Source organism: Streptomyces nanhaiensis, assembly GCF_046614825.1.
Taxonomy (GTDB): Bacteria; Actinomycetota; Actinomycetes; order Streptomycetales; family Streptomycetaceae; genus Streptomyces; species Streptomyces radiopugnans.
This window is the reverse complement of sequence record NZ_JBKJFM010000022.1, coordinates 1-14380: the sequence shown is the minus strand read 5'-3', so window position 1 is coordinate 14380 and position 14380 is coordinate 1. Positions and strand designations below refer to the sequence as shown.

Here is a 14380-nt window from a genome sequence, read left to right as displayed (position 1 = left end):
GCTTCGTGATCTCCATCACAGGTGTACGGGTGCGGTGACGCCCAGTCGGGACAGGCCGCCGGCCAGCACCGTCCCGGCGGCCTGGGCGAGGGCCAGCCGGGCCCGGTGGGCGGCCAGGGGTTTCCGCTCTCCGGCGGGCAGCACGGACCCGTGTATGCCGAGGAGGCCGTCGGCGACCGTTCCCAGGTGGCGGGCGAGCCGGCCGGGGTCACCCAGCGCGGCGATCCGCTCGTACTCGGCCAGCGCCCCCAGCAGGTCCGCCTCGCGCGGCGCGTCGTAGGCGTATCCGCCGGCCCCCGCCTCGGGGGCGAAGCCCAGGGCGCGCGCGCCGCGCAGCAGCGCCCGGGAGCGGGCATGGGCGTACTGGACGAGGAAGAGGGGGTTGGAATCGCGCTGCTCCAGCAGCCCGGGGCCGGGCTCCTCACCGGTCGCGGCGGCCCACTCGCGCACGTCGCGGGCGGGGTCGGTGCGCTCCGCCGCCGCGTACTCCCCGCAGCGCGCCGCCAGGGCCCCCACCAGTTCCGCGCGGGCCCCGCCCGCCACGGTGATGTTGAGGAACCCGGGACCGGCGACCGCCACCTCGGCGATGCCCTCCTCGCGCGCCAGCCTCTCCCGCAGGACCTCGGCGACGCCGCGGGCGGGCCGCCCGGTGACGGCGGCCAGCCGCAGCGCGGCGTTGGTGGCGTAGTCCCCGCAGCCGGGCCGCGGCGGACGCCCCACGGTGATCCGCTCCGGCAGCCCGTCCAGCGCCTCCAGCGCGTCCGGGGACAGCTCGCCCAGCGCGCCGTCGCCGGCCGCGCGGCGCACGGTGCGCAGCACGGTGCGCGAGAGCTGGGCGGGAGTCACGCGTCAAGGGTATGGGAGAGGGGGTGGAGGTGCGCGAACGCGTTCCGAAGGATGACACGCACCTCACACCGGCCCGTGCCCACCGCCCGTCCCGCGGGGCCCGTCCCGCGGGGCCCGTCCCGCTCACCCGGGCTGCCGTGTCATCCCGGCTGCCGTACGACGGGCTCCGTCCCGCACGTCCCGCCGTCACCGCGCCCGCCGGCGGCCAGCCGCCGCACCGTCCGCACCAGCTCAACCGGCTCGAACGGCTTGGCCACGAACGCGTCCACCGCCGCCGCCCGCACCTGCTCGCCGCCCAGCTCCGACCGCGTACAGGCGCTGACGATCGCCAGGCGGATGCCGCGCGTCCGCTCGTCGGCGCGCAGCCTCTCGGCGGTCCGCAGGCCGTCGAGCCGGGGCATGGCCACATCGAGCGTGATCACGTCGGGCCGCACCCGCTCCACGATCTCCAGACACTCGGCACCGTCGGCCGCGGTCACGACCTCGAAGCCTTCGAGTTCGAGGTTGACCCTGATCAGCTGCCGGATGACCTCGCTGTCGTCCACCACAAGGATCCGGCCGGACATGCCAGGCACACCCCAGAGACTAGGCCCACACCTCCGCCTGCGTCCGGCTTTCGCCCTTTTCCGCCCGCCCGGCACCGGCAAACCCTGTCCGATCCACCCCCGGGAAGCTGGTAGTGTTCTACCCGTCGCCGCGATCAACCGACCGCCGCCGACAGGCCCCCGTAGCTCAGGGGATAGAGCAACGGCCTCCGGAGCCGTGTGCGCAGGTTCGAATCCTGCCGGGGGCACCTTGGATGAGGTGCCAGAAGACCCCGCCACCAGCGAGAACGCTGCGAGCGGGGTTTTTCGCTGTGTGCAGCCGGAGGCAGGCGGATGCCGCCGAAGGCAGCCGGATGTCAGTGATCACGTAGTAATGCCGTAGTAGCCGGGAGCGGCCTCCGCGCAGGTCAGGCCCCGGTTTCGGGCCGCTTGCGGAGCACTTGCTCGGACATGCCGAGAGCCCCGGAATTCTCCGGGGCTCATGGGCTCAGCGGGTACGGCCCTCGCCGTCTCGTCCCGCTACCGGCTTCCCGGCAGCGCGGAGATCACGAACGAGCGCGTAGACGGCGATCAGGAAGATGAAGACCCCGCCCACTGCCCACAGCACGGACGCCCCTGCCTGGTACTCACCTATGCCGGTGAGGAGGAACATCGCGCCGGCGAGGACGCCGAAGGCTGAGATCAGTGTGCTGATGCGGTTGGCCACGCGTACATCTTCGACGACGGCGGCACGCCTGCACAGGAAGGTTCGATCCGCAGGACGGGCTTTGCAGCGCCTGGCACGGACCCGGGGCGCTCCCCCGCCCGTCAGGTCGGGCACGACGACCTCGGCCAACTCGTCCAGGCCCGCTGTGACGGAAGGCGGCCCGCACCGCCGGGGGTCAGGTACGGGCCCCGCGTAGCCGGACGCGCCCGTAGCGGCTCGGGATACACGCCTCAGCGAGCCGAGCATCCTCGGGCGGACGTCGACCACTCAACCCTGGACGAGTCCCGAAAGCATGAGTAACTCCAGTTATAATAGATACACCTATTCATGCAGAGGTGCACTGTGGACAAGCCCGCCGAGATGTTCGACCGCGACTTCGAATGGGCCGAACTGACCCGCTTCGCCACCCTGCCCGGCCCGCGCGCCACCCTGGGCGTGGTCTCCGGCCGGCGTCGGCAGGGCAAGACCTTCCTCCTGGACGCCGTCACACGGGCGAGCGGCGGCTTCATGTTCACCGCCACCGAGACCACCGAAGCCGACGCCCTGCGACAGTTCGGAGAAGCGCTCGCCCGACACCGCGGCCAGCCCACCCCGTTCCGCTTCGCCCACTGGGACGAGGCGATCACCGAGCTCATGCGCATCGCCGACGGAGGCAGCCCCACCGTCGCGGTCATCGACGAGTTCCCCTTCCTCGCCAAGGCCTCCCCCGCCCTCCCCTCGATCATCCAGCGCGCTCTCGACCCCGCCGCCCAGCACTCCAACACTCCCGTACGGCTCCTGCTGTGCGGCTCCGCCCTGTCCTTCATGGGCGGGCTCCTCGCCGGCAACGCCCCGCTGCGCGGCCGTGCCGGGCTGGAACTCGTCGTGCCCACCCTGGACTTCCGCCTCGCCGCTGAGTTCTGGGAGATCACCGACCCGCGCACCGCGCTGCTCACCCACGCCATCCTCGGTGGCACCCCCGCCTACCGCCGTGAGTTCACCCAGGGGGACGTCCCGACCGGCCCCGAGGACTTCGACGCATGGGTCGCCCGCGCCGTCCTCAACCCCGCCCGTCCTCTCTTCCGCGAGGCCCGCTATCTGCTCGCGGAGGAGCCTGAGCTCCACGACACCGCTCTCTACCACTCCGTCCTGGCCGCCATCGCCGCCGGGAACACCGCACGCGGCGGCATCGCCGACTACCTCGGCCGCAAGTCCACCGACCTGGCCCACCCGCTCAGCGTCCTCCATGACGTTGGCATGATCACCCACGAGGCCGACGCCTTCCGCCGTAACCGCTCCGCCTACCGCATCGCCGAACCCCTGATCGCCTTCTACCACGCGGTCATGCGCCCCGCCTGGGGCGATCTGGAGCGCCCAGGACGCGCACCCGCCGTCTGGCGCCGCGCCCAGTCCACCTTCCGCAGCAAGGTCGTCGGCCCGCACTTCGAGCAGGTCTGCCGCGAGTGGGCCCGCTGGCACGCGGCCCCCGCCACCCACGGCGGGCAGGCCACCCGGGTCGCCGCCGGGACCGTCAACGATCCCGCCGCGAAGACCGGCCACGAAGTCGACGTCGCGGTGCACGGCGAGACCGACAGCGGCCGCGAGGCACTGCTCGCCATCGGCGAGGCCAAGTGGAACGACGTCATGGGTATGGGGCACCTCGAACGCCTCCGGCGGATCCGCGCCCTCCTCGTCGCGCGCGGCACCGCACACGGCACGACCCGGCTGCAGTGCTACAGCGGCGCCGGCTTCACCGGCGAACTGCGCCGCCTCGCCGAGGAAGACCCCACCGTTCAGCTGATCGACCCATTCCGTCTCTACCACGGCGACTGATCCGACCGGAGTATCAGATACCGTCACGTGCCTCGGTGAGCAGCCGCTGCGCCTCCAGCACCGCATCGCGCAGACGCCCCGGCCGTACGCCCTCACGCGCCAGCCACTCGTCCAGGCGGGGCCGCAGGTGGCGGACCATCGCCGGGTCGTGCCGCCGCAGCACCGAGCGGCAGACCGAGATCTCCTCCTGGATCTCCCGGCGGAGGTCGTCGGTCCAGCCCTGTTCCGTGTCCGCCGGGCCCAGAGGTGCCTTGAGGGCGGCCACGGCCCCGTCGAGCGACGCGAGCAGGTCCATGGTCCTCCGAGGGGCGCGGGGAGAGGCGTCCCGGCGCGGCGGGACGGGCGTCGGGGCGGGCGGGGCGTCGTCGTGTGCGTCGATCGGCACCGGGCAAGGATGCCATCCGCCTCGGACAGGTGCGTGGTCGCGCGGGGCCGTTCGACTCGGGCCGGCGGTGGGAAGGTTCCCGCTGGAATCGGCCCGGCCCGGCGGGGCCGCGACCTCGACGGGATGTGCCCATGTTGCATGTGCGCTTCGACAGCGGGGAGTTGGCCCGGTTGCGGGTGGCGCGGCGGACCGACCCGCTGTGGGAGGCCGTCCTGAGCCTGCACCTGCTGCAGAACCGGCAGGCCGCGCTCGTCTTCGACCCCTGGCGGCAGGAGGTGCGCGCGGCGCTGGAGCGGCACCGGATGCTCCCGGTGGTCCGGGAGCTGATGCGGCTGTGCCCGCCCGCCCCGTACTTCCCCGACTTCCTCACCCCCGGCCGCGGCGAGGACGACGTGGACGCGGCCCTGGACCGGGTGCTGGCCACGCCCCGGCGGCGGCTGGCCGAGGAGCTGGCGCGGGTGTACGTGCGCGGTCCGGTGCCGCGGAGCGTGCGGTGGGTGGCCGAGGGCGGGGCGGAGGCGCTGCGGTGGCTGGGAGACGCCCTGCGCCGCTACCACGACGTGGCGGTGGCGCCGTATCTGGCGGCCGTCCGGGCGCGGGCCGCGGCCGACCGCGCCCGGCGGGGCGAGGCCGCCCTGACGGGGGGCGCGCAGGCACTGCTGGAAAGCTACGCCGCGCCCGAGGGCTGGGAGTACGACGGGCACACGCTGCGGGCGCCCTATCCGCTGGAGCGCGAACTGCGTCTGGAGGGGCGGGCGTTGACGCTGATGCCCGGCTTCTTCTGCGTCCGCACCCCGCTGGTGCTGGCGGACGACTCGCTGCCGCCGGTCCTGGTGCACCCGCTCTCCCCCGCGCCCGGCTGGCTGACCCGGCTGCGGCGGGACGAGGCGGCGCCGCCGGTGGCGCAGCTGATCGGCGGTACGCGCTCGCGGGTGCTGGAGTTGCTGGAGGAGCCGGTGACGACCACCGGCCTGGCGGCGCGTACGGGCCTGGCGCCGTCGACGGTGAGCCACCACGTGGCGGTGCTGCGGGACGCGGGGCTGGTGGCCTCGCGGCGGGACGGGATGCGGGTGCTGCACCGCCGCACCCCGCTCGGCACGGCGCTGCTGGACGGCCGCGTCCCCTGAACCGGACACTCGCCGGCGGTCACCGCGGAAGGCCGGAAGGCCTTGGCGCGCAAGGCATTCAAGCTGGTTCGAAAGGCTCCCGCCGCCCGTTGTGAGAGGGCGCCGGTCCGGTTACGTTCCCACCACCGCGCAGCCGGCGGCCGGCGCGTTCCGCGGGCCGCGTTCCCCCACCCTCACACCACGAGGAGCCACCGCATGTCTTCGCGATCCCTCACACCCTCCCCCTCGCGGCGGCGGCCGCTCCGGCGGCTCCTGGCCGTGCTGGCCGGGACGCTCGCCGTGCTGGCCGGGACGCTCGCCGCGACTCCGGCCGCGGCGGCGGAGGCCGGCACGCTGGCCGCCCCCAACTTCAAGGCCCCCTACGCCTGCGGCCAGAGATGGACCTACAGCCACCACTCCGCGGAGGTGCGCCGCGCGCTGGACTTCGTACGCGCCGACGGCGGCTCCACCGCGGGCGCCCCCGTCCTGGCCTCGGCGGCGGGCACCGCGACACGGCACTACCAGGCCGGTGGCGCGGGCAACTACATCGTCATCGACCACGGCGGCGGCTGGAAGACGTACTACTTCCACCTGGCGTCCTTCTCCGTGGCGAGCGGCGCCTGGGTCGGGCAGGGGCAGCAGATCGGCACCACCGGCAGCACCGGCAACTCCTCCGGCGCCCACATCCACTACGAGCAGCTCTACAACGGCGTCGGGCAGAACATCCGCATCAACGGCTCGGCCCTGGCCTACCCCGGCGGCTACCACCAGTACTACCTCACCAGCGACAACGGCTGCGGCGGCGGGAGCAGCTTCATGACCTGGGGCTCGGGCGTACGCGTCCGGGCCGACGCCTACCTCTCCTCGGCCGTGGTGACCACCCTGGCCGGTCCCACCCGGGTCACGGTCGTCTGCCAGAAGCAGGGCGACACCGTCAACGCCGAGGGCTACACCAACAACTGGTGGAGCAAGCTCCGCGACCAGGGCGGTTTCGTCTCCAACATCTACATCGACCACCCCGACGCCAAGCTGCCGGGCGTGCCGAACTGCTGACGCGCGGCGCGACCGGAGGGGCGAGGGGGCCCGGCCGTGCGGCCGGGCCCCCTCGCCTCCCCCTCGGCTCCCCTCCCCTCAGCCGATCGGGTTGGATGGACCGGAGCGCCGCCAAGCCGCCGGCGGGCGGCCTTACACGGAAGAGGGGCAGTCCGCACATGGGATTCACGCCAGGCCGCCGCATCACCCACTGCCCGTACTGCGGGACGCCCTACCCGGACGGCGCCGGGTGGCCCAGGGACTGCGCGGGCTGCGGCGAGACGAGCTGGGCCAACCCCCTGCCCGTCGCGGTCGCGCTCCAGCCCGTCGCCACCGCCGGGGGCGGCAGGGGCCTGGTGGTGGTGCGGCGGGACATCGAGCCCTTCCGCGGTGAACTGGCGCTGCCCGGCGGTTACATGGAGCTGGGCGAGAGCTGGCGGCAGGCCGCCGTGCGCGAGCTGTGGGAGGAGACCGGGCTCGAGGCCGCGGCGGAGGGCGTGACCCTTCTCGACGTCCACAACGGGGGTACCAGCCTTCTCGTCTTCGGCCTGCTGCCCGAGCGGGACGCCGCCTCCCTTCCCCCGTCGGCGCCCACGGCCGAGGCCACGGAGTGGCTGGTGCTGGAGGAGCCGGCCGAGCTGGCCTTCCCGGCGCACACCGAGGTGATGCGGGCATATCTCACGGGGGAGGCCGCCGGTCAGGCCGTGTAGGTCGGCGCACCTCCGGGCCCCGGTACGGACCGGGAGCGGCACGGCGGTCCGGCGGTCCGGCGGTCCGGCGGTCCGGCGGTCCGGCGGCATGGAGCGTTCCGGCGCTCCGGAGCGGTCTCACGGGCCGGCGCCGGGAGGACGACATCGAGGGCCGGCATCAGGAGCGGGTGTCCGGGATGCGGCGCCGGAAGTCTGTTTCGCGGCGCTTTGCCCCACGATCGCACGGGACTTTCGAAGCGATCTCGCGAGAAGGCGTTTACGAGCGCTTCATACGGCGATACCTTGAAGCAATGGGAGCGCTCCCAGCGGCGGGTCGCGGACGACCCCCACGCCTTCCGGCCGACCGCCGCCGAGGGGAGCGCCTCCACGTATGGCTGCACACCCGCCGGCGGGTCGCGGCCGGCCCGGCCCGCTCCGCGGGCAGGCGCCGGCGGCCGCCCGCCGGCGCGGAAGACTCCGAAGGAGACCCCCCACCATGGCTGTTCAGCACACCGTCCGGCGCAGGACGCCGGCCCGCTCCCCCCGCCCCTTAGCCCTCCTCGGGGCTGCCCTGTTCGGCCTCGTCATGGCCTCCGCCCCCACCCCGGCGACGGCGCACGGCGCGACCATGATGCCGGGCTCGCGCACCTACCTGTGCTACCAGGACCTGGTCAGGAACGGGCACCAGACGCCGTCCAACCCGGCCTGCGCGGCCTCGGTCCGGGAGGACGGGACCACCGGGCTGTACAACTGGTTCGCCGTCCTCGACTCCAACGGCGGCGGCCGCACCACGGGCTACATCCCGGACGGCAAGCTGTGCAGCGGCGGCGACCGGGGACCGTTCGACTTCTCCTCGTACAACGCCGCCCGCAGCGACTGGCCGAAGACGCACCTCACCTCCGGCACCAACGTCCAGATCAAGCACAGCAACTGGGCGCACCACCCGGGACGCTTCGACGTCTACATCACCAAGCAGGGCTGGTCCCCGAACAAGGCCCTGGCCTGGGGTGACCTGGAGAAGATCAACACCGTGACCAACCCGCCGCAGTCGGGCAGCGTCGGCTCCGAGAGCGGCCACTACTACTGGAACGTCCAGCTGCCGCAGCGTTCCGGCCAGCACCTCATGTACATCCACTGGACCCGCTCCGACAGCCAGGAGAACTTCTACTCCTGCTCCGACGTCGTCTTCGACGGCGGCAACGGCAATGTGACGTGGTGACCGGAAGGCGCTCCGCCCCAGGGGCGCGCTGATCTCACAGGACCCCGCCGGACTCGTCCGGCGGGGTCCTTCCGTGTGCGCACGGCCGGGGGAGACCGGTGGGGGCGCACGCGGAAGGACCCCGCGGATTCGGCCGGTCCGGCGACCCGCGCCCCCGGACGGACACTCACCTCCCCGCCGTGGCGCGGCGGGGCCGTCCGGGCGGCGGGGCAGGCCGCTGACCTGCGGTGAGGTGCCGGCACCCTCACCCGTGCGGTGCAGCCGGGCGGAAAGCGCCTCCGGGTGGCCGCAAGGCCTCTGAGCTGGGCTTTAGCCGACTTGACTACCGAACGTGATGGATTGCGTGCACATATGTGCCGATTTAACGTGAATTGCGCGTGGTAGTGATCGGCTCATCACGGGCCGTGACGCAGTCCATGTGTCCTTTCCCCGGGCCCGGTCCCGCACCGGGCCCTCCCCTCCCAGGAGGTTTCTCCACAATGGTCAAGTCGAAGCTCAGCAAGCTCGCCCTGGTCGCCGCCGGTGGCGCCGTCGCACTCGCCACCGCCGCCGGGCCGGCCTTCGCCGAGCCGCCCGCCCCCTCCGCCGACCTCGGCCGGCAGAGCGTCGAGGCCCCGCGCGCCGGTGCCGAGACGCGCAACCCGGAGATGGCGCCGGAGTCGATGGACGACAGGCGTCACCACACCTACAAGGGCCAGGTCATCGCCCGCTCCGGCCTGAACGTCCGCAGCCACCCCAACACCCGCAGCCGGGTTCTGGCGACCCTGCCCTACGGCAAGGTCATCCACATCGAGTGCAAGGTCAACAGCCAGAACATCGACGGCAACCCGCGCTGGTACAAGCTGGACCGCAAGCACCACCACCACGACGGCTGGGTCTCCGCCCGCTACGTGAAGAACATCGGTCCGGCCCCGCACTACTGCCACCGCTGACGGCCGCGGCCGAACCATCGGCGCCCGTCCACGTCGCCTCCCGGCGGCGCGGGCGGGCGCCGCCGTGCGCGGGCCGTCCGAGGGGCGGAAAGCCCCGCGCCGCCCGGGCGCCCGCCACTACCGTGCGATCCATGACGACCAACGCCGCACACCAGCTCGCCCAGGTCAACATCGCCCGCCTCAAGGCGCCCCTGGACTCCCCCCTGCTGAGGGACTTCACCGAGGCCCTCGACCCGGTCAACGCCGTCGCCGACGGCGCCGACGGCTTCGTGTGGCGGCTGCAGGGCGAGTCGGGCGACGCCACGGACGTACCCGTCTTCGGGGACGACTGGCTGATCGTCAACATGTCCGTGTGGCGGGACCTCCCCTCTCTCACGGCTTTCATGTACACCGGTCGCCACCGGGAGCTGCTCAAGCGGCGGCACGAGTGGTTCGAGCGGGTCGCCGAGGCGATGACCGCCCTGTGGTGGGTTGAGGCCGGGCACCGCCCCTCCGTGGCCGAGGCCGAGGAGCGCCTGCTGCGCCTGCGGGAGCAGGGCCCCACGCCGTACGCGTTCGACCTGCGCACGACCTTCGGTCCGCACGGCCGGGAGGGCTGATCCGCGGCAGGCGGGGCGCCGGAGCGCGTCCCGCCCGGTCGTGCGCGGGGGATTGACGGGCTTGCTGACGAGCGGTCTCATAAGAGGCGAGTCAGGTGTGACCGTCAGTAACCCGACAGTGAGGTGGCCGTGCGATGACGACCGCGACCGACGCCAAAGGGCTCCGGGACGCCCTCGGGCCGCTCAGGGACCGCGAACAGGTGGCCGAGCGCCTGCTCGAGTCGTCGGCCAGGCACTCCTTCGACCCCGACCGGGAGCTGGACTGGGACGCGCCCTTCGAGGAGGGCAAGTGGTTCTGGCCGCCGGAGCTGGTCTCCCTCTACGGCACCCCGCTGTGGAGGCGGATGTCCCAGGAGCAGCGGATGGACCTCGCCCGCCGCGAGGCCGCCTCGCTCGCCTCGCTCGGCGTCTGGTTCGAGATCATCCTCATCCAGCTGCTGGTGCGCCACATCTACGACAAGCCCATGGACAGCTCGCACGTGCGCTACGCCCTCACCGAGATCGAGGACGAGTGCCGGCACTCCAAGATGTTCACCCGCTTCATATCCAGGGCGGGTGTGCGGCCGTACCCGGTCCCGCGGTTCCACCACAATCTGGCCCGGGTCCTCAAGACCGTCTCCACCACGCCCGGTTCGTTCACCGCGACCCTGCTGGGCGAGGAGGTGCTGGACTGGATGCAGCGGCTGACGTTCCCCGACGAGCGGGTCCAGCCGCTGGTGCGCGGCATCACCCGCATCCACGTCGTCGAGGAGGCCCGGCACGTGCGCTACGCGCGCGAGGAGCTGCGCCGCCAGATGGTGAGCTGCCCGCGCTGGGAGGCGGAGCTGACCCGGATCAGCTCCGGGCAGGCGGCCCGGGTGATGTCCGTGTCCTTCGTCAACCCGCGGGTCTACACCGATGTCGGGCTCGACCGCCGCGAGGCGGTCGCCCAGGTGAGGGCCAGCGGCCACCGCCGCGAGGTGATGCAGGCGGGCGCGAGGCGGCTGACGGAGTTCCTGGACGAGATCGGGGTGCTGCGCGGGGCCGGCCGCAGGCTGTGGCGGAGTTCCGGGCTGCTGGCGTAGGGCCGGGGCGGGCGCGGCGTCCCGGACGGGCGGTACGGGCGGTACGGGCCGTGCGGACGGGACGGAGGCGGCCGGCGGCGGCTACCCTGCCCGCATGACCGCCCCGGCATACCGCAGGCTCACCGTGGAGGAGCGGCGCGACCAGCTCATCGGCACCGCGCTGGTCCTCTTCGCGCACCGCGCCCCCGAGGACGTCTCGCTCGACGACGTCGCCGCGGCGGCCGGCGTCTCGCGCCCCCTGGTCTACCGCTACTTCCCCGGCGGCAAGCAGCAGTTGTACGAGGCCGCCCTGGGCAGCGCGGCCGAGGAGCTGCGGCGGTGCTTCGCCGAGCCGCAGAGCGGTCCGCTCAGCCGCAGGCTGTCGCGGGCGCTGGACCGCTACCTCGCCTTCGTCGACGGGCACGACGCGGGGTTCGCCGCCCTGCTGAGGGGCGGCAGCGTCGCCGAGACGTCCCGTACGGACGCGATCGTGGACGGGGTGCGGCGGGCCGCGGCCGAGCAGATCCTGCTGCACCTGAAGGTGGAGCCGGGACTGGAGCCGGGCCCGCGGCTGCGGATGGCGGTCCGCACCTGGATCGCCGCGGTGGAGGCCGCCTCGCTGATCTGGCTCGACGAGGGCAAGCAGCCGCCGCTGCCGCGGTTGCGCGACTGGCTGGTGGACCACTTCCTCGCCCTGCTCGCCGCCACCGCCGCCGGTGATCCGCGGACGGCGGAGATCGCCCGTGCCGCGCTGGCGCTGGAGCGGCCGGACGGACCGGCGGGCCGGCTGGTCCGGCAGGTGGCCCCGGTGGTCGGCGACGCCCTCCACCTGCTGTGACACTGGAGCGGTGAGAAGCGAGGAGACGGCGTTCACCGGCGGGCCGATGGACGGGCGGGTGCTGCCCGTCCTGCTCGGCCCCACGGGACGTCCGCCGAAGTACTACGAGATCCCCGTCCCCGATCCGGCGGGCGGCCGGCCCGTCGTCCACGTCTACCGCCTGGAGGCGGTCTCCGGCGGCGGGAGGTGGTCGGTGCTGCCGCGCGGCTGGCGGTACGTGTACCAGCCGGAGGGCAGGGAGCGGCGCGGGCCGAGGTGGCCGTGGAGCCGGCCGGGCGGTCGTCGCCCGCCGTCCGCCGGCGGCCGGTGAGCCCGGGGAAGCACGGGCTCAACTCGCCCCGGGGTTTCATGAGTTGTAGGAGAACCTTGAATGAGAGCGCTCTCACGCAAAAGTCTTGACCTTTGAACGCGCTCTCAGCACAGTGGCTTCATCCGGCCTTCCTCCCGCCCCTCCGGGCGGCGGCCGGGCGCACGGCCCTGCATGTCGTGCTCATGCCATTACCACGTCCGTCAGGAGATCCCCACCGTGGTGTCACGCAGAAGGTTCCTCGGCCTGTCCGCCGCAGCCGTCTCGGCCCCCGTCATCGGATACGCCGCCACGTCCTCGGGCTTCGCCGCCGGCCCGCCCGCCCGTACGGCCGCCGCCGTCCCCACCGTGCGGTTCGCCAACGAGACCGGCCGGTCCACCGCGTTCGCCTACGTCCACGCCGACGTGCCCGGCGGCGGGCAGGGCTTCCTCAACCCCTCCACCGGCCGCCTGGACCCGATCCCCAATCCGGCCGAGCGGATGCACGACCTGAGCGGCTTCCTCGAGTCGCACCGGATCCCGTTCGACCGGGACATCCCCCTCAACGACCACCTCACCGGTGGCCGGGCGTACGTCTCGCTCGGGCAGAGCGTCTCCTTCTTCGCCAACCCCAACGCGGGCGGCGCCGCGGGCGCCCTCGTCCAGCCGTCGGCCGCCAATCCCGCCGACGCCTCGTACCGCACCGCCTGGGACTACTGCGAGTTCACCTACAACCCGAGCGGGATCTGGGGGAACATCACCTGCGTGGACGGCGTCGCCCTCCCCATCTCCCTGACCCTCACCCCCGGCAGCGGGCAGGTGCAGCACGTCGGCGGCATGCCCGCCGGAGGGACCGCGGCGCTGGCCGAGCGGCTGCGGGGAGCCGGCGGCGACTGGGGCAGGTGCGCGCTGTACGACGGTGACAGGCTGGTGCGGGTCTCCAGCCCCGCCAAGCTCCCGGGCCTGGGCACGGAGGTGTTCGCCGGGCACTACCGGTCCTACGTCGACGAGGTGTGGCACGCCTACCGCGCCGACGGCGGCCGGGACCTGCGGATCGCCCTGGGCGACGTCTGGCCGGGGAAGACCGTCACCGGCCGGACCCACGGCGACCGGCTGGTCTTCGAGGGCATCACGGACGGCTCCCCCGCCTCCTTCGCCAAGCCGGGGACGGCCGGCACCACCGCCGAGGCCGACATCTTCGGCTGCGACGGCACCCTCCACGGGATCAACGCCACCCAGCAGGGGCGCATCGCCGCCGTGCTGGGCGCCGCGCTGTGCCGCACCACGCTGCTGAGCAACCCCTCCCAGCCCGACGCGACCTCCGCGGAGTTCTACACCCACGGCCCCCGGTACGAGTACGCGCGGGCCGTGCACGAGCTGGCGGCCGACGGCCGCGGCTACGCCTTCCCCTACGACGACGTCACGCCCACCGAGGAGAGCGACCTGGCGGGCGCGGTGATGTACACCGAGCGGCCCGACGACTGGGCGCTGGCCATCACCGTCAAGCGGCCCGTCTGAGGCGCCCGGCCGAGGCACCCCGTCCGGGACACCGGCCGGTGTCCCGGACGTCGTTCCTCACGGAGGTCCACGGCGGTCCACGGCGTCTTACGGCGTTTGCCGTAACCAGGACACCGGTCCGGAGGCCGGCCCGGGCCCCGCGTGCCACGATCGCCGCAGGAGCCCCGCTCGGAGACCCGCGGGGCGGTGCGGAGCGCGGAGGTGAGCCGGTGGTGAGGGTGCGGGTCCGTCTGGCGCGGGCGGTGGTCGCGGCGGTGACCGGCGCCGCGGTCGCCGCCGGGCCGGGGCAGACCGCCGCCGCGGCCCCGTCGCCTCCCCCGCTCCCCCCAGCGGTCCCGGACGGTCCGGCCCCGGCGGACGGGCCGCCCGGGAGTGCCGGAGCGGACGGCGGCGTACCCGTCAGCGAACTGCTGACCCGGATGCGGGACCTGTACCGGCGGGCCGAGGCCGCCGGCGAGGCGCACGGCGCCGTCGAACGGGAGGTGGCCGAGCGGCACGGGAAGGTCGACCGGCTCCAGCGCGAACTGGCCGGCACCCGCGTACGGCTGGCGGAGGCCCGCGACGAGACCGGTCGGCTGGCCCGGCAGCACTACCGGGGCGCCTCCGGGGTGCTTCCGCCCTCCCTCCGGCTGCTGTTCGGCCGCGACGAGCGGGAGGTGCGGACGGTGCTGGAGCACGGACGGGCGGTGGAGCGGGTGCTCGGCGAACGGGCCGCCGCGGCGGCCCGGCTGGCGGCGGAGGAGCGGCGGCTGGACCTGCTCGCGACCCGGGCGCGCGGCGCCCTGGACCGGCAGCTCGCGCGCGGCGCCGACAGCGTGCGCCGG

Annotated in this window: 14 protein-coding genes, 1 tRNA gene and 2 pseudogenes; 13 read left to right on the top strand and 4 right to left on the bottom strand. The window is 73.8% G+C overall.

All coding sequences use genetic code 11. The annotated features are described in order from the left end of the window. Nucleotides 1-15 precede the first annotated feature (15 nt). Nucleotides 16-846: an arginine--tRNA ligase gene (locus ACLIYP_RS08400; RefSeq protein WP_412712503.1), complete on the bottom strand. Its 831-nt coding sequence runs from the start codon at nucleotides 844-846 to the stop codon at nucleotides 16-18. A gap of 140 nt (nucleotides 847-986) precedes the next feature. Next, a complete protein-coding gene (locus ACLIYP_RS08395; protein ID WP_412712502.1) occupies nucleotides 987-1412 on the bottom strand; it encodes a response regulator in 426 nt (141 codons plus the stop codon). 155 nt (nucleotides 1413-1567) lie between these two features. On the opposite strand from ACLIYP_RS08395, the gene ACLIYP_RS08390 reads away from it, so the two are divergent. Beyond that, a tRNA-Arg gene (locus ACLIYP_RS08390) sits at nucleotides 1568-1639 on the top strand. Between the two features lie 239 nt (nucleotides 1640-1878). On the opposite strand, the gene ACLIYP_RS08385 is transcribed toward ACLIYP_RS08390, so the two are convergent. Next, the gene (locus ACLIYP_RS08385; RefSeq protein WP_412712501.1) at nucleotides 1879-2097 is read right to left on the bottom strand and encodes a hypothetical protein; all 219 of its coding nucleotides are present in this window, start codon (nucleotides 2095-2097) and stop codon (nucleotides 1879-1881) included. A gap of 327 nt (nucleotides 2098-2424) precedes the next feature. Between ACLIYP_RS08385 and ACLIYP_RS08380 the strand changes: the two genes are divergently transcribed. After that, nucleotides 2425-3909, top strand: a complete 1485-nt coding sequence (locus ACLIYP_RS08380) for an AAA family ATPase (RefSeq protein WP_412712500.1) — start codon at nucleotides 2425-2427, stop codon at nucleotides 3907-3909. 13 nt (nucleotides 3910-3922) lie between these two features. On the opposite strand, the gene ACLIYP_RS08375 is transcribed toward ACLIYP_RS08380, so the two are convergent. After that, a complete protein-coding gene (locus tag ACLIYP_RS08375) occupies nucleotides 3923-4294 on the bottom strand; it encodes a hypothetical protein (protein ID WP_412712499.1) in 372 nt (123 codons plus the stop codon). 131 nt (nucleotides 4295-4425) lie between these two features. On the opposite strand from ACLIYP_RS08375, the gene ACLIYP_RS08370 reads away from it, so the two are divergent. The 11 genes and pseudogenes from ACLIYP_RS08370 to ACLIYP_RS08320 form a co-directional block, all read left to right on the top strand. Continuing rightward, nucleotides 4426-5421, top strand: a complete 996-nt coding sequence (locus ACLIYP_RS08370; protein WP_412712498.1) for an ArsR/SmtB family transcription factor — start codon at nucleotides 4426-4428, stop codon at nucleotides 5419-5421. 195 nt (nucleotides 5422-5616) lie between these two features. Beyond that, complete coding sequence (locus ACLIYP_RS08365) at nucleotides 5617-6453, top strand: M23 family metallopeptidase (RefSeq protein WP_412712497.1); 837 nt, start codon at nucleotides 5617-5619, stop codon at nucleotides 6451-6453. Between the two features lie 158 nt (nucleotides 6454-6611). Further along, the gene (locus ACLIYP_RS08360) at nucleotides 6612-7142 is read left to right on the top strand and encodes an NUDIX domain-containing protein (protein WP_412712496.1); all 531 of its coding nucleotides are present in this window, start codon (nucleotides 6612-6614) and stop codon (nucleotides 7140-7142) included. A gap of 475 nt (nucleotides 7143-7617) precedes the next feature. Then, nucleotides 7618-8334 (top strand): annotated as a pseudogene (locus ACLIYP_RS08355) (lytic polysaccharide monooxygenase auxiliary activity family 9 protein); the annotation flags it as partial. A gap of 485 nt (nucleotides 8335-8819) precedes the next feature. Further along, nucleotides 8820-9272 (top strand): SH3 domain-containing protein, encoded by a 453-nt coding sequence (locus ACLIYP_RS08350; protein ID WP_412712495.1) that lies wholly within the window; start codon nucleotides 8820-8822, stop codon nucleotides 9270-9272. A gap of 131 nt (nucleotides 9273-9403) precedes the next feature. Further along, nucleotides 9404-9871, top strand: coding sequence for a DUF3291 domain-containing protein (locus ACLIYP_RS08345; protein ID WP_412712494.1), 468 nt, complete (start codon nucleotides 9404-9406; stop codon nucleotides 9869-9871). A 134-nt stretch (nucleotides 9872-10005) separates the two neighbouring features. Continuing rightward, on the top strand, nucleotides 10006-10935 hold the full coding sequence (locus tag ACLIYP_RS08340) for an AurF N-oxygenase family protein (RefSeq protein ID WP_412712493.1): 930 nt from the start codon (nucleotides 10006-10008) through the stop codon (nucleotides 10933-10935). A gap of 94 nt (nucleotides 10936-11029) precedes the next feature. Continuing rightward, nucleotides 11030-11752, top strand: coding sequence for a TetR/AcrR family transcriptional regulator (locus ACLIYP_RS08335; RefSeq protein ID WP_412712492.1), 723 nt, complete (start codon nucleotides 11030-11032; stop codon nucleotides 11750-11752). A 10-nt stretch (nucleotides 11753-11762) separates the two neighbouring features. Continuing rightward, complete coding sequence (locus tag ACLIYP_RS08330; protein ID WP_412712491.1) at nucleotides 11763-12062, top strand: hypothetical protein; 300 nt, start codon at nucleotides 11763-11765, stop codon at nucleotides 12060-12062. 216 nt (nucleotides 12063-12278) lie between these two features. Next, on the top strand, nucleotides 12279-13556 hold the full coding sequence (locus ACLIYP_RS08325) for a glycoside hydrolase family 64 protein (protein WP_412712490.1): 1278 nt from the start codon (nucleotides 12279-12281) through the stop codon (nucleotides 13554-13556). A 212-nt stretch (nucleotides 13557-13768) separates the two neighbouring features. Next, nucleotides 13769-14380 (top strand): annotated as a pseudogene (locus ACLIYP_RS08320) (hypothetical protein); the annotation flags it as partial.

Bases quoted from the DNA above. Each gene is read 5' to 3' on its own strand.
- ACLIYP_RS08350 (WP_412712495.1), top strand. From the start codon at position 8,820: ATGGTCAAGTCGAAGCTCAGCAAGCTCGCCCTGGTCGCCGCCGGTGGC.
- ACLIYP_RS08360 (WP_412712496.1), top strand. From the start codon at position 6,612: ATGGGATTCACGCCAGGCCGCCGCATCACCCACTGCCCGTACTGCGGG.
- ACLIYP_RS08335 (WP_412712492.1), top strand. From the start codon at position 11,030: ATGACCGCCCCGGCATACCGCAGGCTCACCGTGGAGGAGCGGCGCGAC.
- ACLIYP_RS08370 (WP_412712498.1), top strand. From the start codon at position 4,426: ATGTTGCATGTGCGCTTCGACAGCGGGGAGTTGGCCCGGTTGCGGGTG.
- ACLIYP_RS08365 (WP_412712497.1), top strand. From the start codon at position 5,617: ATGTCTTCGCGATCCCTCACACCCTCCCCCTCGCGGCGGCGGCCGCTC.
- ACLIYP_RS08380 (WP_412712500.1), top strand. From the start codon at position 2,425: ATGCAGAGGTGCACTGTGGACAAGCCCGCCGAGATGTTCGACCGCGAC.
- ACLIYP_RS08395 (WP_412712502.1), bottom strand. From the start codon at position 1,412: ATGTCCGGCCGGATCCTTGTGGTGGACGACAGCGAGGTCATCCGGCAG.
- ACLIYP_RS08340 (WP_412712493.1), top strand. From the start codon at position 10,006: ATGACGACCGCGACCGACGCCAAAGGGCTCCGGGACGCCCTCGGGCCG.
- ACLIYP_RS08345 (WP_412712494.1), top strand. From the start codon at position 9,404: ATGACGACCAACGCCGCACACCAGCTCGCCCAGGTCAACATCGCCCGC.